This window comes from Paludibacter sp., assembly GCF_009712605.1.
Classification (GTDB): Bacteria; Bacteroidota; Bacteroidia; order Bacteroidales; family Paludibacteraceae; genus Microbacter.
The window spans coordinates 89,044-111,392 of sequence record NZ_WASO01000009.1; the positions used below are offsets into that span (position 1 = coordinate 89,044).

The following is a 22,349-nucleotide window of genomic DNA, read 5'->3' on the forward strand; positions in this document are numbered from 1 at the left end:
TTTACAGATTACCATTTATGATTGTTTGGTGCGTTTTGGCTCCATATACGCACATCCGACACAGCTTCCTCCGTATCTGGGTCGATGATGGCCGGAAGGTCGCACGGTGTATCACCATTTCCAACATCCTTAAGCCAGTCTATTGCGTCCTGATAGCGTTGTGAACGGTGTTCCGGTACGTCCTTACTGCCTGTTTGCGAATAGAGGTGATACAGCGTGATGTCGATGGTGATGGTCACTATCCACTGGTCGCGTGTGTCTATCTGCTCGCCTCCATTTTCAGCCGGTGATAGTAATGGTTGAAATATAGTTGCACAGTCGTATCGTGCACCAATACGGTTTTTAATTTGGGCAATAGCGGTGTTTTCGGCTCTTACCAGCTTAGCGTTTTGGTAGAAGTCGGTTTGTGCGGTAAGCAGTCGCAAAATCTCTGTGCGTATCTGCATCGCGTAGTCTGATTGAAGTATAAAGCGTGCCATTAAAAAATGTTAGGTATTAATATTAAATATCTGTCGAGTTCATTCCCTGAATAATCTTTTATGAAATCTTCAATACATGTCCATGTTTGGCTTCCGCCAAATGTTTCAAAACAATCCCTTACAGTATCGTAAAATGCAAACTCTCTTTCTCCTGAATCATAATCAATGTTGCCTGTCTGATTACCAAGGTCAATAAATCGTTTCATATTAAAAATATCTTTTACGGGTTGAACTTCGTGAGGTTGATTGAATGTCGAAATTGCCTACAAATGTTGCCACATTCACTTCTGTAAATGCTCCGTGCAAAGCATCTAAAAAGTCTTTTGGTATGCTTGCTCCTTTTTCAAATGCGAGATAAGTATCTTTAGCTAACACCATATCTGAATTATCTTTTTCAGCTTCATTTGCATAAACATTTCGACGTTCAAAAAAACCAGATATTCCCTCTATACGATCATCTTTATCTCCTTTGGCTCGATTGGATGGAACAATAGGAATGTAATAGCCTCTGACATCACCCTCTTCGTCAAAATCGTTTTGAAACTCTGACATAGCAAACATACCTTCAAACATGTATTGAATGTTTTCTTTGCTAAGATGCTTGTCCTCATACAAATCATACAGCCATTGAGCCATTTGAGTACGTGATGTTTGCCTGAAGAAAACGTGTAGAATATGAAACTGTCGGCCAATCTTACCAAGACAAACCATGGATTTATGACAAGCCGCATCTTTCCACGATAAGTCGCCATAAAATATAATAGCATCGTATTTATGATATGGTAAAATTTTAGTCCATTGCCACCACTCTGCCTTGAAAACTTTTCCCTCTTCTATGTGAGTATTCATGTATTCGCGCATGAAAGAGCGGTAAGGCATGTCTTCATACTTGTTTCTCCAATACTGAGCCGTTGTTTTTTCCGGCCAGTTTGGTTCAAATGTATTCATGTCCTTAACGGCATCAACACGTAAGTGAAAGAAGTTATGTACACGTCCTTTTTCTTTTCCCTCTTTGATTTTGTGTTTGAAATACTCTACAAGTCTATTGGTAAGAGAGTTTTTGTGAAAGTTGTTATTTGCATACACAAACCTCTCTACGGCATCATCTTCAGCATCAAAACATCCCCACACATCTTCTGTAATAAAGTCCAACGCTTCGGACATTATTTCATTGTTTTTGAGGTGCTTTTTGCTGTCGCAGTCATCTACCACAATGTAGTCAGGACGTTCGGCATCTTCGCGAGCTCCACGCGGGTCAGAACCAAATCCTAAAGAAGAAAAGCGAACGCCATCAGTGGTTAAGAATTCGCCTTCAGCCCAGTCACCGTTTGAATATTTATTGCCATAGTCATTGATAATTCTATGGTTATACCTTAACTGAGCCTGTATGCCTGATAACAGCTTCTTCGCTTTTTTGTCGGTCTGGCCGATTAAAAGCATGTAGTGTAACTCGCCTTTTACAAGGTATAAATACAATGGAATACCGAGGTCGATGTGAACGGACTTACCAGATGACCTGTAGGCCTCCATTAATGCCTTTATTTGCTTGTTGTCGCAAATGGCCTTTGCAAGTTTCTTATGAAACCATGCTGATTTTTTCTTTGCGTAGTTAGGAAAATAGTATTCAAACCAACGTATGTAATCCTTTTCGTTGAATTTGATACGGCTCAACTTATCGGCATGTTTTTCATTTATGTCGATAGATGTTGCCCGGGCAATCAACAAACAATGTTTGTCGTAGTCTGCTAATAACTTCTGATAATTGTTAGTCTTAGCCATCAAATTTCCATGTTAATACGTTCCTGTAAGAACATTTTATGATACTTGGTAAAATCATACGCCAGCTTAGGGTCTATTCCTGCCATAAACTTGTCAAACTCAATGAAAGCATCGCGAATTACCTCTACTGATAGCTTTTGAGTCATGTAATCATACGCTTTCATAACCTTGCTTAAAGAATCGGCATCAATCGGCTTTACCTCATTGCCATTATCATCAAGTCTCTTTTCTCCTTTTGCTATTCGGGTAGCCTCTTTAAGCAGAATTTTACGCAATTCAGATGGTCCGGTATCGAATAAAGCCCGGGTATCGTTCCAATTGTACTTATCCCGCCATGCGTATATGGTTTTGATGTCTCTCTTTAACTCTTCAGCAATAGATTCTGGAGCCATTCCCTTTTCGCAATAGAGCGACTCCGCGTAGTTTATTTCAGCCGGTGTGGCCTTTTGTACATTCTTCCGTGGTTTGGTTTGATTTGCCATTTTTTTATGTTTTGGAGCACAATTTTACGGCTCTTTTCCTGTACGCGCGTGGTAGGGTTTAAAGTGGCTTTAATGGTGTATAAAATAAACATAGTGTTTTATAAACGCCATTAATTAAGCATGGTGTAGATATGTGTATGTGTGTATAATTTCGCAGCATCAATATCGCGGGGTAGAGCAATTTGGTAGCTCGCCGGGCTCATAACCCGGAGGTTGTCGGTTCGAGTCCGACCCACCGCAACAAAGAATTTTCACAGTATGCTTATCAGAGAAATTGACAAAAAAACGGTAGAAGTAAAGCTGTACGGTAATATCGGCGGTTGGTTTGCAAATGGCGAAACAATCAGTGATATGCTCGACGGCTTTGAGGCGCAGGGATATGAAAACGTGAATTTTCGCCTGCATTGCTACGGCGGCAGCGTCATAGAGGGAAATGTTATTTTCAATGCCTTCCTTCGGTCAACGCTAAACATATCGGCTATTATCGACGGTGTAGCCGCTTCTATGGGTTGTTTCATTCTACCGTCTATTGCTACCGTGAAAATTGCCGATAACGCTTTCGGTATGATTCATCGCCCGACATCGCCTGCTGGCGGAACTGCCGACGACTTACTTGCAACTGCAAAATTGCTTCAAGACATGGAAGCAAATTTTGTCAAACGCGTTTCGGAACGTTCCGGGATGAGCGAAGATGAAGTAAAGGCGAAATGGTTCGACGGTGCAGATCACTGGCTGAATGCTTCCGAAATGGTAGCGATTGGATTGGCTACCGAAGTAATACCGGCAACGGCCAAGAACATGAAAGAACTCGATTCGTCGATGGTTCTGGATTTGGGTGTAGAAGGCGTATTTAATCAATTCGTTGCCTATTTGGGCGACGGCAAGGATAAACCTCAAAGTAAATTACAAATGGACAAAAAAGAACTTATTCAGACTTTAGGTCTGGAAGGGGTTGACGAAAACAGCCCCGATTCGCTTGTACTGGCAAAGGCAAAAGAAAAACAGGATGCGTTGACATCTCAAGTTGCCACTGCGCAAGCTACAGCAAAGGCTCAACGCGATGCCTCTATTAAAACTATGCTTGATAAAGCAGTTGCCGAAGGCAGGCTTATTCCTCAGGCAGGTCAAACACTCGAACAGTTGCGCGGTTCGTACGAAACTATCGGGCAAACTGCCGGTGTTGATGTGTTGGCTACCGCTTTGGCAGGTTTGGGAACAAAACAGCCTATTGCAGGTGTTATCGTGAAAGAAGGCAAAGAAGGTGTGGAAACCGACCCGAAAACATGGGCTGAAGTGATGGCTTTAGAGCCTACCGCGCTGGCAACTTTCCGTAGTGAGAAAAAAGAATTGTATGCAAATCTGTACAAGGCCGAATACGGTCATGCACCTAAATTCTAATTGAAAATGGCAAAGAATTTTCCTGAAATTTGGTTAGGCAGGGTTGAAAAACTGCTGACATCTGCCGATCAGGCTCCATGGCTTGACGGTATTCCTGAAATTGCGAGCGAAGTGGTAACATTCGGCGAAGGTACACAGACCGAAAAGAACACGATCTACATTCCGCTAACCTCGTTTGAACCTACCGTGTTGATTAACAACAACACGTATCCTATGGCACTCGAAGAGTATGATGACGAAACGGCTACTGTCAACCTCGACAAATATCAGTCGTTGCCTACATCTATCAGCGATGATGAAGCTATGGGCGCAAGCTACGACAAAATCGACGCTGCAACTCAATCGCACGTTACTGCTATCGCAAAGAAGAAATACGCGAAAGCCATCCACGCTATTGCTCCTACCTCTCACGTTGCCGGTTCTACTCCGGTAATCAAAACAACCGGAGCCGATGACGGTGAAGGTCGTAAAATGATTATTCGTGCTGACATCCGTAAGATGAAAAAGCAATTCGACGTGATGGAAGTTCCGGGAGACGGTCGCCGTTTGGTACTGAGCTCCGATCACGTAAACGACTTGCTCGAAAACGATCAGAAGTTTGCCGACCAGTATTACAACTATGCTACAGGTAAGATTGCTAACCTGTACAGCTTTCAAGTGTTTGAATACGTGTCTAACCCGTATTTCAATGCTACCACAGCTACGAAGAAAAGTTTCGGTTCTATTCCGGGTACTGGCGACTATCAGGCTTCAGTTGCCTTCTATGCTCCTAACATTGCGAAAAAGACGGGTAATACCAAACAGTATTTTACTGATGCTAAAACCGACACAAAAACTCAGGCAAACAGCATCAACTACCGTCACTATTTCATCTGTGTTCCAAAGCGTGCTAAATACATCGGAGCCATCATTTCTGATGTGGTTACAGCCGGTTAATTAAAGGAGGATTAAAGGATGAAACCAACGAAAGAACATATTGAGAAGGGTAAATACTTGGCAAAAAAACATGGCCTTAAACAGCTTTTTGTGAATGAAAGTAGCGAGTTTTTTACATCGCATAATGCGGCCTCTTTGTCGGTAGGTCACGACAAAGATAAGTTTGCCGAAGTGCCTCTGACCGGAGGAAAAGAAAAGCCTGCTAAAGGCGAAAAAGAACCCGCCAACGACGGCGAATAAACCTAATAACGATGAGTTTAAGAGGTGTTTCAATAAAAAATGGCAGTGTTGGAGCTAACTCCGACGAGGTTCGTGCATTCGGCCTCGTCGGAAATGGCATAGCTGTTGTGGGTGGTGTCCAGTTGGGCACTGCTTACAAACTGCTTCGCCCTTCCGATGCTGTTGCAATAGGCATAACGGCGGCTTATGATACGGCAAACAGCGTGAATGTTTACCGTCATATCAGCGAGTTCTACCGTCGTGCCGGTGAAGGAATAGCCTTGCATATCATTCTCGTTGACCAAACCGTAAAACCCGAAAACATGGTGGAATCCGCTAAGGTTTTAGCGGTTGAAGCCGAGGGCGCAATCAGCGACTTCGGGTTTGTGTATAATCCTGCCGTAGGTTACACTTCGGTATTGGTGGATGGTCTTGAAACTGATATTAAAGCTGCTATTCCGGCGTTACAGGGGTTTGCCGATTGGGCTGATGAGCATGACATGCCATGTCATACCATTATCGAAGGTCGCGGAATTAGCGACACGCTTTCATCGCTGGCCGATTTGCGTGCGTTAAAGGCCGGAACTGAAGATTTGGAAGCCGAAAAGGTAACGCTTGTTGTGGGTCAGGACTGGACATATGCAGACGGTTTGTGGGCTGTAGGTAAAAAGTTTGCCGATGTGGGTACGTTCCTGGGCGTAATTGCTTCGCAGGATTGGAACCGCAACCCGGGCGAACAGGCAACACAGAACCTTACCAATGCCACAAAAGGCATCTGGACGATTGGCGGACTTAGCAACCACAAGAAGTACAGCGAAGTGTACGGAAGTCTCGAAACGATGGATGCAAAGGGCTATGTATTCCCGATTAAGTACACCGGAGTTTCTGGTTACTTCTGGAATGACGGTCATTGCTGCTGTCCTATCAAGGTAGATGACGAGGGCAATATGAACCAGTACGAAATTTACTACAGCCATACTATCGACGAAAGCAAACGCGCTTTGCGTGCAGTCTATTTGCCTGAAGTAAAATCGACTGTTCTGCTTGATGATGGTAAATTGCCAGCTACGAAAGTGGATTATTACGATTCTATTGGTGATCTTGAATTTGATAAACTGGCGGGAAAAGGGCTTATCTCTGGAGGTAGCACTACCACCGACCCGGACAGTGATCTGATTACTGCTAAAACATTGAACATTGCCTTTAAGGTTGTACCTACAGGCTGTGTCGGCGAAATTGCAGGTACTATTAATCTCTCAAATAGTTGATTATGATAATTAGAAGATTAGGCGAAGAATATTCGGCTGGCGACGTAGTGGTAACTGTGGCCGGATTGGTAGATGTTGACCCATCGGCTATTGAATACGACTACAAGTATGCACACACTGCCCGTTACGGCATTAAACGCAAACCCCGTGGCTGGAATATGGGCAAAGTGGAATATACCGGCAAAATTACGCTTCCTCTCGATGTGGTTGCCGAATTTGAAAAGGTAAGTGGTGGCGACATTGCCAAAATTCGACCTTTCCCCATAAACGTGACTTTCGCAAACGAAGAAAACGACATGATTCACGACTACATTTTAGCCAAGTTTACAGGCAATGGGCGTAGCGTGAAGGGGGATGACGGGCTTGAGAAAGAACTTGATTTGTTCGTTCTCGACATGAAACTGAACCAGTAACAAAACTACATTCACCCTTCCGGGATAAACGCCCGGAAGGTTATTTAAAATCACTTTAAAATAACTTCAAAATGACACAGAAAGAAAAAACCTTGCCTGAAGGTACTACTCAGGACATGATTGACGAAGCAAAACAAACCTTGCCTGAAGGTATTACTCAGGACATGATTGATAAAGCAAAAGTAAAATACGGAGCCGACAAGGTAAAATTTGTTGACATATTAAATGAGGAAGAAAATGCGGTTGAGCTTACCGTGTTGGCTATTGTTCCTTCTCGTAATGTTACAGGTCAATACCGCAGATACAGCGACACAGACCCGAAGAAAGCCGATGAAATTCTTGTTAAAGCCTGCCTTTTAAGCCATAAAGAACAAGTCCTTGCTAATGATGCTCTTTTTTACGGGGCACTTAACGGAATTGCGGAACTTATTCCTATCCGTAAGGCTAACGTAAAAAACTGTTAGAGCAACTTCCCGACATTAAGCCGATTGAACAGTCGGTTAGTTGCGATATAGAAGAACTGATTAAAATGCACAACGCCATGATACGTTTTTTCTTTAAGGAAAATCCCGAGGCGTTAAGTGACGAAGATTTTGCACAAAGAGTAAAGGAACTGAAATGGCTCGCTGATGGCGGGTTTTTATCCGGGATACGATTATGAGTGTTGTAGAGATTGAACAGTTAGCGGGACGTTTTAAGGCTGCATTCGGATTTGTAACTGCAAACATACGCAATCGAACGGATGCAGCCGGTAACGCCTCTGTAAGTAAGCAACTCGCTTCCAACATATCGGTGTATGTGATGGATAAAAACACCGACATTGAAGATATAACGCTTAGTTACGGCAATACGGTTTATTCGTTTGGTGATTGCAGCCTTGATGGTGAATTTGCTAATGTTATTGCTACGGCTCCGATGATTAGTTTCAAACGTTCAAAGCGGCTGGTTACTACTCCTATTGACAACACAGACATTGAAGTGGTAGAGCGGTATTCTACGGAACCGTATGAAATGACATGGCGCGGCCTGCTGATTGACATGGAAAATCATTCGTTCCCACTCGACAAAATGGAGACGCTAAACCAGATTTTTGAGGTAAACGATGTGTGGAATGTGGCAAGCAAGATACTCAACAAACTAAAGGTATCGGCTATCTACATCAAAGACATCAGTATCGAATTTGTGGAGGGATACGAGGACACTGTTTCTTACACCATGACAACCCGGGCGATGCGTCCGGTTAATTATCAAATAATCAATAACAACTAACTTATGAAACGATTTATTTTAATTGCATCGCTTATGCTTTTGTATTTGAACATGACTTCTCAGGTCAGACTTGGTAATGTATTGCTTGACAATATTTCGGGTTTTGAAGTGAACGAGAATATTCTCGAAATGAGCAATACAGCAAAGATTACCATCCCGAAAAACTATGGTAAGCTGGCTGGTAAAACCATTTTGGAACAATTCAAAGTAGGAGATAAAGTAACGATTGATGCCGGATACAACGGCGAATTAGGCCGTGATTTTACAGGTTATGTCCGGGAAATAGGCACAGACTTGCCTCTCGTTATCGAATGCGATGACGAAACATATCCGCTCCGGCAAACTAATTACATTAAGAGTTATAAGAATGCCACATTAAAGCAGGTTCTTACCGATATTATACCGCCTTCCATCACATTTGAATGCCCGGCAGTAACCCTCGGAAAATTGCAGATTGATAACGCCAGTGCATTTGTTGTATTACAGGATTTGATTCAGAAATACGGGCTTTATAGCCGCTTACATGATGGTCATTTGCGCGTTGGACTTGCCTACGATTTTGGCGGAGCATCTAAGCAATATAACTACTACCTAAACGACCCGGAACATGGCAATGTAAAGAAGAATAACCTGAAGTATAAGCGTAAAGAAGACTATAAGATACGCTTTAAGGCTATTGCTATCAGTCCGAACGGAAAGAAAACAACCGTAACAGTCGGGAGTAAAGAGACAGATGCCAACGAGAGAACGCTGAATTTTGCCGGGCCGATGACAGAGGTGCAATTGCGCGAACGAGCGTTGGCTGTTATGTCAAAAACGGTGTTTGACGGATATACGGGAGATATTACAGGCTTTGGCCGACCTGCTGTACATGCAGGCGACAGTTTGGTTATTCATAATGCGGATAATTCCGAAATGGCCGGTAACTATCTTATCGAAAAAGTGGATATAACATACAACGACAGCGACGGTTACAGTCGAAAAAGTACGTTAGGATATAAGATTTAGTGTTGTGTAAGGTGTTTTTTAAGGTGATTTGATGGATGGGAGCTCTTGATCAGGCAATAGAAATGGCAATGCGTAAACATGCCGATAAGCGACAGATTAAACAGGTGTTAGTCGGAGTCGCAAAGGATGTTACGGATACTACCTGCACCGTTGAACGTGACGGAGCTCCCACCCTCAATGATGTTCGCCTGAATGCAATTGATGACAACCTCGAAACGTATCTGACCGTTTACCCGGCAGAAGGCAGCAATGTGATTGTTGCCATAATCGAAAACCTTGTAACAGAAGCGGTGGTTATCCGCTGTAGTGAAGTTGCCAAAATAGGCCTTAAAATAGGCGCTATCACGTTGGTGATTGACAAAGATGGTATTGTGATGAACGGTGGTTCATTAGGCGGATTGATCAAGATTGAGGAACTGAAAACGCAACTTGAAAAAGTTACCGACCGCATCGACGCGGTGATTAATGCTATAAAAACAGCGACTGTTACTCCGGGTGATGGCGGGGCGGCTTACAAACTGGCCATGACTGCCCAGCTTTCAACTCTTTCCAAAGAGAATTTCGATAAAATTGAAGATGATAAAATAAAGCACTGATGCAGGGAATATTACTGACAGACACCAACGACTTGCAACTATCTGTTGTAAAGGATAGCACCGGGCTAATTACGTCCGGGATGGTTGTTGGCAATAGCGACTACCAGCGTGCCCGCCTTATCACAATGTTCCGAAAAGGAGAGGTGAAGGAATACCCTACGCTTGGATTCGGTATTGAGCAATACAACAAAGCTGTAGTAAATACACAAAAATTTGCGAGCGAACTGGAGACGGAACTGAATGCCGACGGGTTTAAAAACCCACGGGTGACTGTAACCGAAAACTTAGAAACTTTTGAAATTGAATTGTAATGGCTAAAAAGGAATTATTAGCGCCCATTCTTTTTAAGTGGGAAGGCGGCTACCAATGCGATGCTTCAGACAAAGGAAACTACAACAGCCGGGGCGAACTGGTTGGAACAAAATACGGTGTTTCAGCACTTGCGTATGAGACACAGTTTGGTGTTGTCCCAACGAAAGAGACAATGCAAGGCCTCACTCCGGAACAAGCATCTTTTGTGTTGCAAGATTATTGGGATAAGTGCAAAGCCGATCAGATAACAAACCAATCTATTGCAAACGTGTTAGTAGACTGGTTCTATAATTGCGGCATTCGTGGAGTTCAGGCAGCGCAAAAAGCTCTCAACCTTACTGCTGATGGAATGGTAGGTGCCAAAACACTGGCGGCCATCAATGGAGGTGAGCAATCGGAAGTATTTGCAAAGTTGTGGAGAGCAAGAAAGCAATACTATCAGGATATTGCTACGGCTAAACCCGGATTGAAAGTGTATCTGAAAGGCTGGTTAAACAGACTAAACGATTTTAAGTTTTCCGCATGATGAAACGATTATTCTCTTTCATAGGCAACATGCTCTCTTCTGCGAGCGACACCAGTTCAAAGCGGTTTATTGCCGTCGGTTCGTTCTTTACTCTTATTGGTTGCGCTGTTGCCAGTTCGTTCGGACATACTCCAGATTTACATATTATTGATGTTTTTGCCGTTCTGGCATTGGGCTCTTCGGCTCTTACGGTAGCCGATAAACTTATCAAAAAACCCTAATTATGGAAACGTTTACGGCCTTTGGTATTGCCTTTGTGAGTGGAGGCGGTTTAGTAGCAGTTATTAACTGGTGGCAAAAGCGAAAGCTTACTACAAAACAAGAACGACAGGCAGATGCTAAAACAGATGAAATTGCCGTCAATACGTTGGCTAAGGCTTTAGAGACTGTAAACAAGCAAATAGTAGAACCGCTCAAGCAAGAACTTGAACGGGAACAAGAACAAAAAGCAAAAATCCTTAATAAACTAAACAATGAACTTACAAAACTTCGGAGAGCAATTGAAAAGATACCGGCTTGCGATCATGCTTCTGCTTGTCCTGTCAGTCGTCAGTTGCAAAACGACAAAAACGGCGACTAAAGAGACGGTTCATGTTGCTACCGAGCAACGCAACGATCTGTCGGCTGTGAATAACAATCACACCGTTTCCCACATTGAAACAAATCTAAGTGATCAGTCTTCCGAGAATGATTCTACCGTTACAACTATCGTGAATGAGCTGCTTTCTGCGCCTGATTCCGTAGGCAAACAGCATCCGACACAGCGAACCACTACAACTAAAAAACAGTACAGGAACAAAAAGAACGACGTTAAAAGTGGCTCGAAGGCAAACGTTGACAATACGAATAAATCAAAGCTGAATAAGAAGTCAGACTCAAAATCTGATGCAGATTTATTGCTCAACAAAAAAGAAGAAATAAAAACAGCTATGCCCGCATGGGCTCAAAAGGGCATAGCTGTTTTAGTAGCTCTTTTGGTTATTTCCGCATTTTGCATTTTAAGGCGCTACGGTGTGATTGAAAAGCTGCGTGGGGTAATTGGTCGTATTTTTGGCAAAAAGTGATTTTAAAGGCACGTTAAAGGCAAATTATGAAGATTCAGGAGGGACAATCGTATGTTGATGCGGCAATGTTGGCCTGTGGTGAAGCTACAGCCGCTTTTGAGCTGGCACTACTCAACGGGGTGTCGTTTACTGATGACCCTGTAGCAGATGCCGAAATTGCGACGCCTGGCATTTATCGGAAAGATGTTGCAGCCTACTATTCCAACAACGCCATTATTCCCGCTACCGGCATAACAACAGTCGCTGAAAATGCATTGATAGAGGAAGGCGTAGAGTTTTGGGCAATTGAGTATGATTTTGTAGTTAGCTGACATTTTGATTTTGGATCCCGCCAATAAAACCTCGGTACCGTAGATAAAAAGTAACAAAAAGACAGAATGATGGCAAGAACAATAAAAGAAATAAAAGCAGACCTCACAACGCAGTTCATGGCTAACAGTACGCTGGCGGCTGTATATGGTTTCACGGTAGGAGATTCTTTCGACGCTGCATTTTCAAAGGTCAGCTTTGAAAGCATCTGGCTATACATATGCGCCTACTGTGCGTATGTTATTGAAGTGTTGTTTGACACGCACAAAGAAGAAATTGACAATATTATCGTTCAATTAAAGCCAGGTGGGCGTACATGGCATGAAGGCATGGCAAAAGGCTTCATGTTTGGTTACTCATTAGTAACGGATGAAGACTACTACGATATTACTGGGTTGACAGATGCTCAAATAACTGCCGCGCATGTTGTGAAGTATTCCGCTGCCGTTGAAAAAAAGGGCGTTGTTTACATAAAAGTGGCAGGTGAAGATACTTCCGGGAACCGTCAGCCTATCACCGCTGCTCAACAAACTGCCTTTGAGGCTTACATGAAAGAAATAAAATATGCAGGTGTAGTTATTGAGGTAGTTAACTCCGACCCACAATATTTCAGACTGAGCATGACGCTATACTATGACCCGATGGTACTCGACGCTAACGGCATGAACCTTTCCGACGGCACTTATCCGGTTACGGATGCTATTAAGTCGTTTATTTCTAACCTGAAATTTAACGGCGAGTACCGAAATGCCTCGTTGGTTGACACCTTACAGGAAATCGCCGGTGTGGTTATCCCGGAACTGCATCTTTCGGAACTGTCGAGCGACGGCGTAACTTGGACTCCTGTTGATGCAAAGGCAACGCCCGACAGCGGCTATTGCAAAGTGTATGCCGATGCTGATCTGAACATTACTTACACGGCCTATCAATCTATCAGTGTATAATGAGTAGCAGACATTACATAGTAAACTTCAAAAAGCTGGTTGTTTTGCTTCTACCGGTATCGCTTCGGCAAAGCACTATCGTTGCGTTGCTTCAGGTGTCAGTTGGTGGTTTAATAACCATTTATAACAGGTTTATTACCAACCGAACAAGCAACCTGTACAAGCTAAAAATAACCGGACAAGTGTGCTATTTGCGGAAGATGCTGAACGATGCGTTCCCGGCAGGTGGCGGACAGATCACAATAGAGGACGGCTCGGCGGTGGGCGTTTGGCAATTCGCGTGGGACAAAGATTATGACCCGTATCGAAAATATCTTTTGGCCTCTGATGAAACCCTGTTGTGGGATTTGAGTGCTATTCAGGAAGGTGTTACAGGTTTTATCGTTCGTGTGCCTGTTGCCCTTAAAAATGTCAACAATGAGGCTAAGATGCGCAGTCTGTTGAACTATTACAAATTGATTTCAAGAAGTTACACGATAATTTATTTCTAATGAATAGAGCACAATACACAGGATGGCCGTCGAGCAATTTCCCTGTATCAACTTTTGGCCTCGACTTTATCCAAACTCAGATAATGACAGCGGCCGCGTTTGCCAATTCTGCCGGTGGAAATTATATACTTTCCGGTTGCTCCGTTACCGGCACAACAGCGGCCTCCGGCTTAATGGTGTTGAATGGGGAGGTAATCACATTCACCGGCGGCACTATTCAAACAACTATTCGGGTAAAGGAAACGGCAAGTGACATAACCGCAAAAGATGTTACCTATACCGGGGCATACAAAACCCGTATCGCTGAATTTGGCAGCAATGTTGGTGGCGCAGATACGTACAACTGGGCTGATATTGTGGTTTTTCCTACTGCGGCTTATTTGGCTGCTAACAAAGCCGACAAAACCGACGTGGAGGCATTGCGTAACCTTATAATGCCGAAAGGGTTTATAGGAATGTGGAGCGGAGCAATTTCGGATATTCCTACGGGATTCGCACTTTGCGACGGTTCAACGGTTAGCGGTGTTGTAACGCCAAATTTATCCGGGCGTTTTATTGTTGGCTACGATGCCGCTTCTGCCAATATTCCCGCAAATGCGACCGATACAACGGAGAATTACGGTAAAGTAGGTAATACAGGTGGTAAAGGTAGTGTGACGCTTACTATCAATGAAATGCCTTCTCATGATCATACAGCTGACAATGTTTGTGGACAGGGTGACGGGTCATATTCGGCTGACAGAGGCAGTAGCAGATGGTCAGAAGATAGAGCAACTATTAAAACAAATAAAACAGGTGGCGATCAAGCACATGAAAACCGTCCTCCTTATTACGTTTTAGCATTCATCATGAAAGTAGTATAATTATGGCAACAGATAAAAATACATTGATAGGATGGTTTGTGAAAGGCGCAAAGCCTTTAGCTTCACAATTTGCTGCGTGGATTAACTCGTATTGGCATAAAGATGAACAAATACCCGTCTCTTCTATTGAAGGTTTACAGAATGAATTTGACAAGAAAGAAAATGTCGGAGTAGCTGCATCTCTTGTATCCGAAGAAGCAACTGCAAGGCAGCAGGCCGATGAAACATTGCAGACTAATATTAACGCAAAGGCTAATTCGTCTGACGTTTATACAAAAACGGAAGTGAACAATAAGCTTGCTTCAGTTTACAAGTTTAAAGGCAATGTAGCCGATGAAGCTTCTTTGCCATCCGCTGATCAGGAAGTAGGAGATGTGTATAACTGCGCCGACACAGGAATGAATTTCGCGTGGAATGGAACGGCGTGGGATGCGTTAGGAGAATTTGCTACCGGTTTTGTTAGTTATTTGAATTATCAAAACTTAACTACTGAGCAAAAGATGAATGCAATTTGGAATACAGGGACATTTCCTAAAATGGTTCGTGCAAGTATGAATGGAAATGTTTGTACTGAATCTTCATTTATGCCAGATGATATTTTATTTCAGACTTTAAATGTGTATCTGAATGGAGTATTACAATTCCCCGGATTAGATTATGATATTGATACCACTGATACCACAAAAATAAAGGTTGTTTTTAAGGGCACATCACCTGCAAATAACCTATCAATGACAGATATAGTAGTTTTTAAATTTCTCGGTGGAACTCCATCAGGTTTATAATACAACATCATGAATTTAAGAAAAGAACAAATAAAAGGACTTACGGAGTTGTTTGGCTCTTCTTACATTTTTGTTCCCGGTAACGGAACGGCATCTGCAAACGCAACCGATTTGCAAAATGCTTATAATACTGCCAAGGCTATGACTCCATACGGTGCGGCATTATCGGCAACAAATCGCGTTAAGATAATTTGCGGGGCTGGTACGTATACTTTTGGTTCTACTTTCACTTTGAACACACAATACATTGATGTCATTTCGCTAACCGGCAATGCTGATGTAATGATTAACGGTATTGCTGTGACTGCCAATGATGTTTTTGTTAAAGGAATCAATTGCGGAACATCGGCATTTACTATAGCGAATAACCTTAATCTGCTTGTATGTGAAAAATGTATTGCTGGTGATAGTTCATTTGGAGGCCAACAATGTAATGCTTCTGGAACTTTTGTTGATTGTACAGCCGGCAATAATTCATTTGGTGGTGGATGGGTAGGTATAGCCTCCGGAACATTTATCAGATGTACTGCCGGAAATAGATCTTTTGCTGGTTATAATGATACCGGTTGGGGAAACACTGCTTCTGGCATATTCATTGATTGCACTTGTACTGGATATGGTTCTTTTGGTGGTGAAGGTACTGCATCAGGGACTTTTACTAATTGTATAGCGAAAGATATTTATTCATTTGGTAATAATGGGATTGCTTCAGGTGTATTTAGAAACTGTGTAGCAAATGGTCGTTCCTTTGGATATAATCAACCTGCTGCATCCACAGGTAACTTTTACAATTGCATTAATTCTGGAGGTTCCGGTTTTGGAGGTTCCGGTAAATTTGTAAATTGTACTAATACTGGTGATTTTGGATTTAATGATAACATATCAGGAGTCCGTACTGCTTCTGGTACTTTTACAAATTGTGCCAGTGAATCTCACTCTTTTGGTTCAGGGGATGCTGATGCTTTAGGTAGTGCATCAGGTACTTTTACAGGGTGTATAGCTACAGGAGAATGTTCTTTTGGTTCCCGAGGAACTGCTTCGGGCACTTTTGTAAACTGTGTGGGAGAGACTTATGCCTTTGGTGGATGGTGGGCCAATGAAGGAACTGGTACAACAGGTGTATTTATTAACTGTAAAGGTGGAGATAGTTCTTTTGGTTCTCATGTTACAGCTTATGGAACTTTTATAAATTGTAGAGCTACTAATTATTCTTTTGGAGCTTATGGTACAGCTTCTGGAAACTTTAATCGTTGTATAGGAGGCACAAGAAGTTTTGGTGGATATGGAGGAACGGCCTCAGGTATATTTATAGATTGCATAGGGACAGATAATTGTTTTGGTGGTACAGCAGCTCCTGGAACTTTTACTAATTGCAATGCCGGATTTTGGAGTTTTGGAGCAGGGGGTACCGCAAGCGGAACTTTCAATAATTGTACAGTGGTAGATAATGGTTTTGGTGCTTATGGAGCAGCTTCCGGCACATTTAATCGTTGCACTGCAGGTACAAATAGTTTTGGAGGAGCTACGGGAGGTACGATTACCGGAAAGTTATTTTTCTGCCGCCTATCTTCTGGCACATTTACAGTACCGACAGGATCAGGAAAATTGACTTTGTGTATAGACGGAAACAATTCAATTCAAACAACATAATATGAAGAATTTACATACAGATGACGGGCAGTTATGGAAAGAACTCAAACAAGTGACTCTTACACCGGAACAGACTGCCGTATTAGAATCCGGAAATAGCGATAAAATATCTCAAGTGATGGATTTTGTGAGAGATAACAGTATGACAGATGCCTCCGATTCTGATGTATCTGTTGCAAATGCAGCCTATGAAGCTAATAAACCGGTATTGAAAGAAAAGGATGTTTATCAGCTTATTGCAATCGATGTGACAATTGCAGATAATACGGCAAAATCCGGCATCATTAACTGTCGTATTAATGACGAACACCAACAAGTCAGGTTTTAATTGAAAGCAGGGGGTAAAACGAAGCCCCCAGCTCCATATAGCGGTTCCGACGCCGCTATATAGTAAAGGTGCAGACACACCAAGCCAGAGGCCGTTAGCCTTTGAGCGGTGTGTCTGCACCTGTTTATTTTAAATTGTCGGAAGCGCAAAGGTATTAATTTTTTTAGATATATGATGAACTATGTACAGGCTCCCCTGCCTTTTCAGGGGCAAAAGAGGCGGTTTATTACGCCATTTAAAGAGGCTTTAAACGGCTTTCAAAGTAAAACAACGTTTGTCGATCTGTTTGGCGGGAGCGGTTTGCTTTCCCATACGGTTAAACAGGCCATTCCGGGCGCACACGTGGTGTATAATGACTTTGATAACTATACGCAGCGGCTTGCCAATATAGCGCGCACAAATGCCATTTTGGACGATTTAAGGGTGTTGCTGGCCGATTACCCTGCGGATAAAAAGTTAAGCGATCAGCAACGCGCTAAAGTGCTCGAGCGGTTAAGTAAAGAGATGGGATTCGTTGACTATATCACGCTTTCGAGTAGTCTGTTATTCAGCATGAATTACGCTACAAGTTTTGAAGAGTTGGCAAAACAAACCATGTACAATGTGATCCGAAAGAGCGGTTATGCGCTTGCTCCGGAATATTTGCAAGGAGTTGATGTGGTGCAGATGGACTATAAAGAGCTGTACCGGCAGTATAAGGATGTGCAGGGCGTTGTCTTTCTCGTAGACCCTCCGTATCTGAGTACGGATGTGTCGACCTATAACAAAGAGGACTATTGGAAGCTATCGGATTATCTCGACGTATTGCAAGTTGTTCAGCATCATTCGTATTTTTACTTCACGTCGAATAAGAGTGAGATCATAGAGTTATGCGATTGGATGGAAAAGAACTTAGGACTTGACAACCCGTTCCGGGAGGCGGTGATTAAAGAGGTGTACGCGAAGCTAACACCGAATAGCGGCTATACTGACATAATGCTTTACAGACAGTTGGTATAGGTACAAAAAAAGGCAAGCAGATCTGCTCGCCTTTTTTGTTACTTTTTCAACCGGTTCCGCTTTATCCGGTACACTTCATCGTAGCTCTTTTTATCCCGGAACAGGTAGGTAAGTTCGATGTACTTTTCTTTCCAGTTCTGCGCGTATTTGGCGGCCTCTGCGGCATTCAAATAGGCACGATCGGCCATTGTGTCGAAGTTCTTTTGCATCACCACAAACACGCTCTTTTTGGCTAAAGAAGCATCGTTTAGTGGTTGCGGGTTCTGCCGGTCGTCAAGGGCAACGGCGTTGGATGGGTGCCACTCGGAACTATCAGCCTGAAAGTATAAGTTTACCTGCTGGTTGGAATAGCCTGTACGGCTGCAAAAGTGAATGCAATCTTCGGATGCGGCGTAAACCTTCACCGGTTTGTGTTGCTTGTCGAACACTACCCACACGGGCTTTGTCTGCATAGACTGACACCATGTGGAGGCTGCAAATGCAGCTATTAAAAGAAGGGTAAATAAGCGTTTCATTTTGTATGTGTTTGAGTTGCAAATGTACAAAAGCCTGTTGAAAAAACAACAGGCTTTTGATTAGAAGATAGAAGTTTGCAGTGTCTTTCGCTGTGGACTAAATAGCCTTACTTTTGTCGTTTCGCCTTTATACCTGCTGTCGATAGTGGCCACTCCGGCATCGAAGAATATCTTAATGTCGCAGGCGTGCATGATGTCGACACTGCACTTTGGCTTTTTATAACCTGTGCCGAAACTTACAAATACCCATACTATTTTTCTTTTGCGAAACGTCTCGTTAAGCTGCTTTTGCTGTGCAGGTGTAAATTCGGCAAACTGCACGCTGTCAATAATTACCATTCGATAATGGTTTTTTGTGATCTTATCTACAAGCCACTCAAAATTGGCATATTCGCAAACGTATAGCTTTGTACTTGAGATATTGAAGTTTTTAGCTCTTTCTCTCATTGTTTTCTTAAGAGCCTCCTCGTATGAACAATAAAGAGATTTGCGAGTTTTCCCGGCAAAATGATCTGCAAATTGCATTGTGAATACGGATTTTCCGCTACCGGATGTTCCGTAAATAAAGATGCTTGTTTTGCTCTCTATGTTTCCAAGAAGGCCGTTGTAGTAATCGCCCAAATCCAACTCGTCATAAGTCTTGTCTTTGAGCGTTTGAATGTTTACTAATTTGGGTTTCATGTTGTGTTGGTGTGTTGATGTTTATAAAGATCGCAATTGATTCTTTAGTTCCTCAATTCTTTGAGTTATCATTCCGTGACATGCTTCCAATACTTCTTTTACTTCCGATTCTTGTTCAAAATTAGGATGTAACTTCAGTATTTTCCGCATCAGCTCTCTATTTCGTGCAATAGCTTCCATAAGATTGGTTGCTTTTTGGTATGTTTCTTCGGTCATGTGTGTAGTATTTAGTGTGTTCCGTAAACTTCCTGAGCGCATTTGCCGCAATATCCGAATTCAGATACTAAAGGGTGTTGCTTGCCGCAATGGGGACAAATGGTGCTTTTCTTTTGTTGCTCTGGTTCGTCTATTTCCGATTGCTTTATTTCGTATTTAACAGGCTCGAATTTTACCGTAACCACAGCATCCAACCAGACAGAACCTTTGCAATTTGGGCACTCTGTTATGTCGTATTGCTCATCCTGACGGTATGGATAAATAAGAGTTCTAAGGGTTCCTTCTCCTTTGCAAAAGTTGCATTTCAAACGCATTACAGTACTTTGAGTGTCAAGGCCTGCATTTTCAGGTGTGGTTATCTCAACAAAGTGTTTATTTTGTAACATGCCAGTAGCTTTTTTCTATTGATTCAAGCATTCTCATACACATAGCGGCTGTTTGTATAACTTCATCTTTGAGTAACATCAACAATTCTGCTTTGTCTCCTTTTTCGTAAACAAAATCGTTTGCCGCTTTCACAACTTCTCCAGCCTCTTCCATCATGATACATGTTTGTTCAAAAACATTTGTCGGGAAGGTTGGATATAATTTCTTTGCCCGTATTAATTCACGGTCAATTGCTTCGTATTTAAGCAATCTATCCTCTGTACTATTTAGTTCCATGTTCTAAATAGTTAGTAAGTGTTTGAAAGCCTCCAACTGTGTGTTTACCTGTGATACTATGGAAGCATCTTCGCAGGTAGTTTTCACATTGAGCATACCGGCTATTTTATGCATGATGGTCTCATTGTCGGCATTTTCACTATCATTGCCGATAATGGCTGTTTTGTACAGCAGTTTGCCCTTTCCGGTACGTGGGTTCTCAACACATACTACGCCGTAAAACTTGTTGTCACGGCTTTTGATTGGCACAAAACGGGGCACTTTCTTTAGTTTAGTTTTCGTTGTCATCTTCTTCGTTATTAAAAAATTGTTGAATGAATTCGTTTAGTTGTCCACTGCGTTTGTTACTCACTATGCAGTGATATTTTCGTTGTCCTGATCGGTCGTCACGTTCACATATACACCCTCTGTTTTGAGGTATCAGAAGTATTAACCTCATTCTTAGCCCGGGTGCGATTTCGTAAACCTTGCCATATCCGTCCGGGTGATTGTCCCAGCAGATAAACTTCCAGCTTTCGGGAACTTTTACAGCAGCAAAAAACTCTTCAGGGGTTTCTTCAGGTTGCTTAATTCTCTTTTTTATAGTCATAAATGAAACTACCAAAGAGAAATAGCGTAAAAATGGCTATGATTGTCTCGAACATTACACACATTGCCCATTTGTCGCCATCGATGCGCCAAGGCATGTGCTTGAATAAAAAGAAACAACCTACCATCAGGCTGATGCCGCCAATAGCAGTAATAACTGCAAGGATAATACTTGTTTTTCTCATGTTTAAATAGGGTTTAAATGTGGTTTAAATGGATGCCAACATAGGGGCACACGTACTGAAATATATTGTGGAGTCGGCGAGAGTCGAACCCGCGTCCAATCCGACATTGACGGCTCCGGGTTCCGGCTTCCGCTTCACAGCGTAGGCCGGATGAGTTCAAAAAATCAAAAAAAAGAGTTTGGTTAGTGGAGGCAGAGGTTAGGATTTATCTTCACAAACTATAAATTCTTCAGGTAGCTTTTTAACTGTTATCTCGATTAGGTTAGCAATAATTTGAGGACGCTTTTTGTCAAATATGCGTGGCTGAATGTATTCCCAAACCTGCTTTTTAATCTTTGCTATTGCAGGGGGGTGTTGGCGATCTTTTTCTACATAAATCCCTTCAATAACTCCTTTTTGAAACTTGTTTGTTTCGTCGGTAGGGTCGACTGGTTGATAGATTACTCTTACCTTATACATGGTGTTGATTGTTTTAGAGAGACGCATGCAATGCGTCTCTACGGGGTTACCATCCTATTGATTTTGATATTTCGGGGGTAAATCCTCCGAAATGATTCCAAAGGCGTTCTGTGAAATATTGTCCAGCTGGATGTGTTCCATCTTTCCATTCCGATTTTCTTGTTCCAAAACGCCACATTCGGCACATCTCTTCATGTGATAAAGCATCGATATCGGCTTTATCTTCCGGTGTTAATCCTTCTATACTCATGCCTGGCTCATTGAAAGTTGTAGGTTTATTTTTTTGCCATTCTCGTCTTTATACTTGGCCAGTATATATGTGCTTGATCTTTCGGGGCGATAAGCCTCTTGAATCATCTGGACGGCTTCAATGAGTTCCTGATCTCCGTATTCTTTTGCTTGATTAGCCAAGTCTAATATTCGTGACGCTTTTAATACTCCATTTTTGTCTGGCTTAAGCAATGCCCTTGTTATATTCACAAAGCTTTCCTGATTGCCCTCTTTTATCTTATTGCTAAGCCAATCATTGATACGGGAAACCCCTGCATTAGTTACATCAATATCCCATCCATCTGTATAGTTAAAACCAAGTGTGATGGTTTTGCTATAATCAGCATTGCTAATGTCATGGCTTTGCTGTTTTCCCCATGCTTCGGCTGAAATGTTGAACACTTGTTTTTTTAGCTCAAAAATGGCAGCCGCACTTTCGAATAAATCTGCTTTTGCCAATGTGAGGTCTGATGCTATTTGTGTCAGCTTTGGGAAAAACTTCTCAACAAAATCGCTCATCAAAGCCTTGTAAGCTTGTTTGTCCTGTTGTGCTTTGATTTTGTCGGCTTTTTCTTCTGCGGCCAATTGTGCCTTTAGGGAGGCTTTTTCTTCGGGTGTTAAGTTTTTAATGTCCATAATGAAAATGTTAAGTAA

At 42.5% G+C, this 22,349-nt stretch carries 37 protein-coding genes and 1 tRNA gene; 23 read left to right on the forward strand and 15 right to left on the reverse strand.

Annotated features, from left to right (window positions below):
• Positions 1 to 8: 8 nt before the first annotated feature.
• Genes F8N35_RS07450 through F8N35_RS07465 form a run of 4 tightly spaced genes read right to left on the reverse strand, consistent with a single transcriptional unit; the run spans position 9 to position 2,740 of the window.
• A complete protein-coding gene (locus tag F8N35_RS07450) occupies positions 9 to 479 on the reverse strand; it encodes a phage protein Gp36 family protein (RefSeq protein ID WP_293050837.1) in 471 nt (156 codons plus the stop codon).
• The gene (locus F8N35_RS07455; protein WP_293050839.1) at positions 479 to 685 is read right to left on the reverse strand and encodes a hypothetical protein; all 207 of its coding nucleotides are present in this window, start codon (positions 683 to 685) and stop codon (positions 479 to 481) included. Before F8N35_RS07455 ends, F8N35_RS07450 begins: the two co-directional genes overlap by 1 nt.
• Before the next feature lies 1 nt (position 686).
• The gene (locus F8N35_RS07460) at positions 687 to 2,258 is read right to left on the reverse strand and encodes a hypothetical protein (protein ID WP_293050841.1); all 1,572 of its coding nucleotides are present in this window, start codon (positions 2,256 to 2,258) and stop codon (positions 687 to 689) included.
• On the reverse strand, positions 2,258 to 2,740 hold the full coding sequence (locus F8N35_RS07465; protein ID WP_293050843.1) for a hypothetical protein: 483 nt from the start codon (positions 2,738 to 2,740) through the stop codon (positions 2,258 to 2,260). The genes F8N35_RS07460 and F8N35_RS07465 overlap by 1 nt, the downstream gene beginning before the upstream one ends.
• Before the next feature lie 166 nt (positions 2,741 to 2,906).
• Between F8N35_RS07465 and F8N35_RS07470 the strand changes: the two genes are divergently transcribed.
• The 23 genes from F8N35_RS07470 to F8N35_RS07580 all read left to right on the forward strand — a co-directional run bounded on the left by F8N35_RS07470 (position 2,907) and on the right by F8N35_RS07580 (position 18,118).
• Positions 2,907 to 2,981, forward strand: a tRNA-Met gene (locus tag F8N35_RS07470).
• A gap of 17 nt (positions 2,982 to 2,998) precedes the next feature.
• A complete protein-coding gene (locus tag F8N35_RS07475; RefSeq protein WP_293050845.1) occupies positions 2,999 to 4,138 on the forward strand; it encodes a Clp protease ClpP in 1,140 nt (379 codons plus the stop codon).
• 6 nt (positions 4,139 to 4,144) lie between these two features.
• Positions 4,145 to 5,074 (forward strand): hypothetical protein, encoded by a 930-nt coding sequence (locus F8N35_RS07480; RefSeq protein WP_293050847.1) that lies wholly within the window; start codon positions 4,145 to 4,147, stop codon positions 5,072 to 5,074.
• Between the two features lie 18 nt (positions 5,075 to 5,092).
• Positions 5,093 to 5,314: a hypothetical protein gene (locus F8N35_RS07485; RefSeq protein WP_293050849.1), complete on the forward strand. Its 222-nt coding sequence runs from the start codon at positions 5,093 to 5,095 to the stop codon at positions 5,312 to 5,314.
• A gap of 11 nt (positions 5,315 to 5,325) precedes the next feature.
• Positions 5,326 to 6,561, forward strand: a complete 1,236-nt coding sequence (locus F8N35_RS07490; RefSeq protein ID WP_293050851.1) for a DUF2586 family protein — start codon at positions 5,326 to 5,328, stop codon at positions 6,559 to 6,561.
• 2 nt (positions 6,562 to 6,563) lie between these two features.
• Positions 6,564 to 6,974 carry a hypothetical protein gene (locus F8N35_RS07495; RefSeq protein WP_293050853.1) on the forward strand — a complete coding sequence of 137 codons (411 nt, stop codon included), beginning with the start codon at positions 6,564 to 6,566 and terminating at the stop codon, positions 6,972 to 6,974.
• A 71-nt stretch (positions 6,975 to 7,045) separates the two neighbouring features.
• Positions 7,046 to 7,438, forward strand: a complete 393-nt coding sequence (locus F8N35_RS07500) for a hypothetical protein (protein WP_293050855.1) — start codon at positions 7,046 to 7,048, stop codon at positions 7,436 to 7,438.
• A 193-nt stretch (positions 7,439 to 7,631) separates the two neighbouring features.
• The gene (locus F8N35_RS07505; protein ID WP_293050857.1) at positions 7,632 to 8,243 is read left to right on the forward strand and encodes a DUF6046 domain-containing protein; all 612 of its coding nucleotides are present in this window, start codon (positions 7,632 to 7,634) and stop codon (positions 8,241 to 8,243) included.
• Positions 8,244 to 8,246: 3 nt separating this feature from the next.
• A complete protein-coding gene (locus F8N35_RS07510; RefSeq protein ID WP_293050859.1) occupies positions 8,247 to 9,251 on the forward strand; it encodes a hypothetical protein in 1,005 nt (334 codons plus the stop codon).
• A gap of 35 nt (positions 9,252 to 9,286) precedes the next feature.
• Positions 9,287 to 9,847, forward strand: a complete 561-nt coding sequence (locus F8N35_RS07515; protein ID WP_293050861.1) for a hypothetical protein — start codon at positions 9,287 to 9,289, stop codon at positions 9,845 to 9,847.
• Positions 9,847 to 10,158, forward strand: coding sequence for a hypothetical protein (locus F8N35_RS07520; protein ID WP_293050863.1), 312 nt, complete (start codon positions 9,847 to 9,849; stop codon positions 10,156 to 10,158). Before F8N35_RS07515 ends, F8N35_RS07520 begins: the two co-directional genes overlap by 1 nt.
• Positions 10,158 to 10,685, forward strand: coding sequence for a glycosyl hydrolase 108 family protein (locus F8N35_RS07525; RefSeq protein ID WP_293050865.1), 528 nt, complete (start codon positions 10,158 to 10,160; stop codon positions 10,683 to 10,685). The genes F8N35_RS07520 and F8N35_RS07525 overlap by 1 nt, the downstream gene beginning before the upstream one ends.
• Positions 10,682 to 10,906 carry a hypothetical protein gene (locus F8N35_RS07530; RefSeq protein WP_293050867.1) on the forward strand — a complete coding sequence of 75 codons (225 nt, stop codon included), beginning with the start codon at positions 10,682 to 10,684 and terminating at the stop codon, positions 10,904 to 10,906. Before F8N35_RS07525 ends, F8N35_RS07530 begins: the two co-directional genes overlap by 4 nt.
• Before the next feature lie 2 nt (positions 10,907 to 10,908).
• Entirely contained in the window at positions 10,909 to 11,265 is a 357-nt protein-coding gene (locus F8N35_RS07535; RefSeq protein WP_293050869.1) for a hypothetical protein, read from the forward strand.
• On the forward strand, positions 11,210 to 11,749 hold the full coding sequence (locus tag F8N35_RS07540; RefSeq protein WP_293050871.1) for a hypothetical protein: 540 nt from the start codon (positions 11,210 to 11,212) through the stop codon (positions 11,747 to 11,749). Before F8N35_RS07535 ends, F8N35_RS07540 begins: the two co-directional genes overlap by 56 nt.
• Positions 11,750 to 11,775: 26 nt before the next feature.
• Complete coding sequence (locus tag F8N35_RS07545; protein WP_293050873.1) at positions 11,776 to 12,060, forward strand: hypothetical protein; 285 nt, start codon at positions 11,776 to 11,778, stop codon at positions 12,058 to 12,060.
• Positions 12,061 to 12,129: 69 nt separating this feature from the next.
• On the forward strand, positions 12,130 to 13,002 hold the full coding sequence (locus tag F8N35_RS07550) for a hypothetical protein (RefSeq protein ID WP_293050875.1): 873 nt from the start codon (positions 12,130 to 12,132) through the stop codon (positions 13,000 to 13,002).
• Positions 13,002 to 13,493, forward strand: a complete 492-nt coding sequence (locus F8N35_RS07555; protein ID WP_293050877.1) for a hypothetical protein — start codon at positions 13,002 to 13,004, stop codon at positions 13,491 to 13,493. The genes F8N35_RS07550 and F8N35_RS07555 overlap by 1 nt, the downstream gene beginning before the upstream one ends.
• A complete protein-coding gene (locus F8N35_RS07560) occupies positions 13,493 to 14,356 on the forward strand; it encodes a hypothetical protein (RefSeq protein ID WP_293050879.1) in 864 nt (287 codons plus the stop codon). Before F8N35_RS07555 ends, F8N35_RS07560 begins: the two co-directional genes overlap by 1 nt.
• A 2-nt stretch (positions 14,357 to 14,358) precedes the next feature.
• Positions 14,359 to 15,141 (forward strand): hypothetical protein, encoded by a 783-nt coding sequence (locus F8N35_RS07565; RefSeq protein WP_293050881.1) that lies wholly within the window; start codon positions 14,359 to 14,361, stop codon positions 15,139 to 15,141.
• A 9-nt stretch (positions 15,142 to 15,150) separates the two neighbouring features.
• The gene (locus F8N35_RS07570; RefSeq protein WP_293050883.1) at positions 15,151 to 16,791 is read left to right on the forward strand and encodes a hypothetical protein; all 1,641 of its coding nucleotides are present in this window, start codon (positions 15,151 to 15,153) and stop codon (positions 16,789 to 16,791) included.
• Between the two features lies 1 nt (position 16,792).
• Positions 16,793 to 17,119 (forward strand): hypothetical protein, encoded by a 327-nt coding sequence (locus tag F8N35_RS07575; RefSeq protein ID WP_293050885.1) that lies wholly within the window; start codon positions 16,793 to 16,795, stop codon positions 17,117 to 17,119.
• Between the two features lie 171 nt (positions 17,120 to 17,290).
• Entirely contained in the window at positions 17,291 to 18,118 is an 828-nt protein-coding gene (locus tag F8N35_RS07580) for a DNA adenine methylase (RefSeq protein WP_293050887.1), read from the forward strand.
• 38 nt (positions 18,119 to 18,156) lie between these two features.
• Here the strand turns inward: F8N35_RS07580 and F8N35_RS07585 are convergent, their stop codons facing one another.
• The 11 genes from F8N35_RS07585 to F8N35_RS07635 form a co-directional block, all read right to left on the reverse strand.
• On the reverse strand, positions 18,157 to 18,633 hold the full coding sequence (locus F8N35_RS07585) for a hypothetical protein (protein ID WP_293050890.1): 477 nt from the start codon (positions 18,631 to 18,633) through the stop codon (positions 18,157 to 18,159).
• 60 nt (positions 18,634 to 18,693) lie between these two features.
• Positions 18,694 to 19,314, reverse strand: coding sequence for an ATPase domain-containing protein (locus tag F8N35_RS07590; RefSeq protein ID WP_293050893.1), 621 nt, complete (start codon positions 19,312 to 19,314; stop codon positions 18,694 to 18,696).
• Positions 19,315 to 19,335: 21 nt separating this feature from the next.
• Positions 19,336 to 19,530, reverse strand: coding sequence for a hypothetical protein (locus tag F8N35_RS07595; protein ID WP_293050896.1), 195 nt, complete (start codon positions 19,528 to 19,530; stop codon positions 19,336 to 19,338).
• Between the two features lie 11 nt (positions 19,531 to 19,541).
• A complete protein-coding gene (locus F8N35_RS07600) occupies positions 19,542 to 19,916 on the reverse strand; it encodes a hypothetical protein (protein WP_293050898.1) in 375 nt (124 codons plus the stop codon).
• The gene (locus tag F8N35_RS07605; RefSeq protein WP_293050900.1) at positions 19,903 to 20,193 is read right to left on the reverse strand and encodes a hypothetical protein; all 291 of its coding nucleotides are present in this window, start codon (positions 20,191 to 20,193) and stop codon (positions 19,903 to 19,905) included. Before F8N35_RS07605 ends, F8N35_RS07600 begins: the two co-directional genes overlap by 14 nt.
• Before the next feature lie 3 nt (positions 20,194 to 20,196).
• Positions 20,197 to 20,481 carry a hypothetical protein gene (locus F8N35_RS07610; RefSeq protein WP_293050902.1) on the reverse strand — a complete coding sequence of 95 codons (285 nt, stop codon included), beginning with the start codon at positions 20,479 to 20,481 and terminating at the stop codon, positions 20,197 to 20,199.
• Positions 20,465 to 20,782, reverse strand: coding sequence for a hypothetical protein (locus F8N35_RS07615; protein WP_293050904.1), 318 nt, complete (start codon positions 20,780 to 20,782; stop codon positions 20,465 to 20,467). Before F8N35_RS07615 ends, F8N35_RS07610 begins: the two co-directional genes overlap by 17 nt.
• Positions 20,760 to 20,966, reverse strand: a complete 207-nt coding sequence (locus F8N35_RS07620) for a hypothetical protein (RefSeq protein WP_293050906.1) — start codon at positions 20,964 to 20,966, stop codon at positions 20,760 to 20,762. Before F8N35_RS07620 ends, F8N35_RS07615 begins: the two co-directional genes overlap by 23 nt.
• Positions 20,967 to 21,164: 198 nt before the next feature.
• Positions 21,165 to 21,425 carry a hypothetical protein gene (locus F8N35_RS07625; protein ID WP_293050909.1) on the reverse strand — a complete coding sequence of 87 codons (261 nt, stop codon included), beginning with the start codon at positions 21,423 to 21,425 and terminating at the stop codon, positions 21,165 to 21,167.
• A 46-nt stretch (positions 21,426 to 21,471) separates the two neighbouring features.
• Positions 21,472 to 21,675, reverse strand: coding sequence for a hypothetical protein (locus F8N35_RS07630; RefSeq protein ID WP_293050912.1), 204 nt, complete (start codon positions 21,673 to 21,675; stop codon positions 21,472 to 21,474).
• Positions 21,672 to 22,331 (reverse strand): DUF3164 family protein, encoded by a 660-nt coding sequence (locus tag F8N35_RS07635; RefSeq protein WP_293050915.1) that lies wholly within the window; start codon positions 22,329 to 22,331, stop codon positions 21,672 to 21,674. The genes F8N35_RS07630 and F8N35_RS07635 overlap by 4 nt, the downstream gene beginning before the upstream one ends.
• Positions 22,332 to 22,349: the final 18 nt, after the last annotated feature.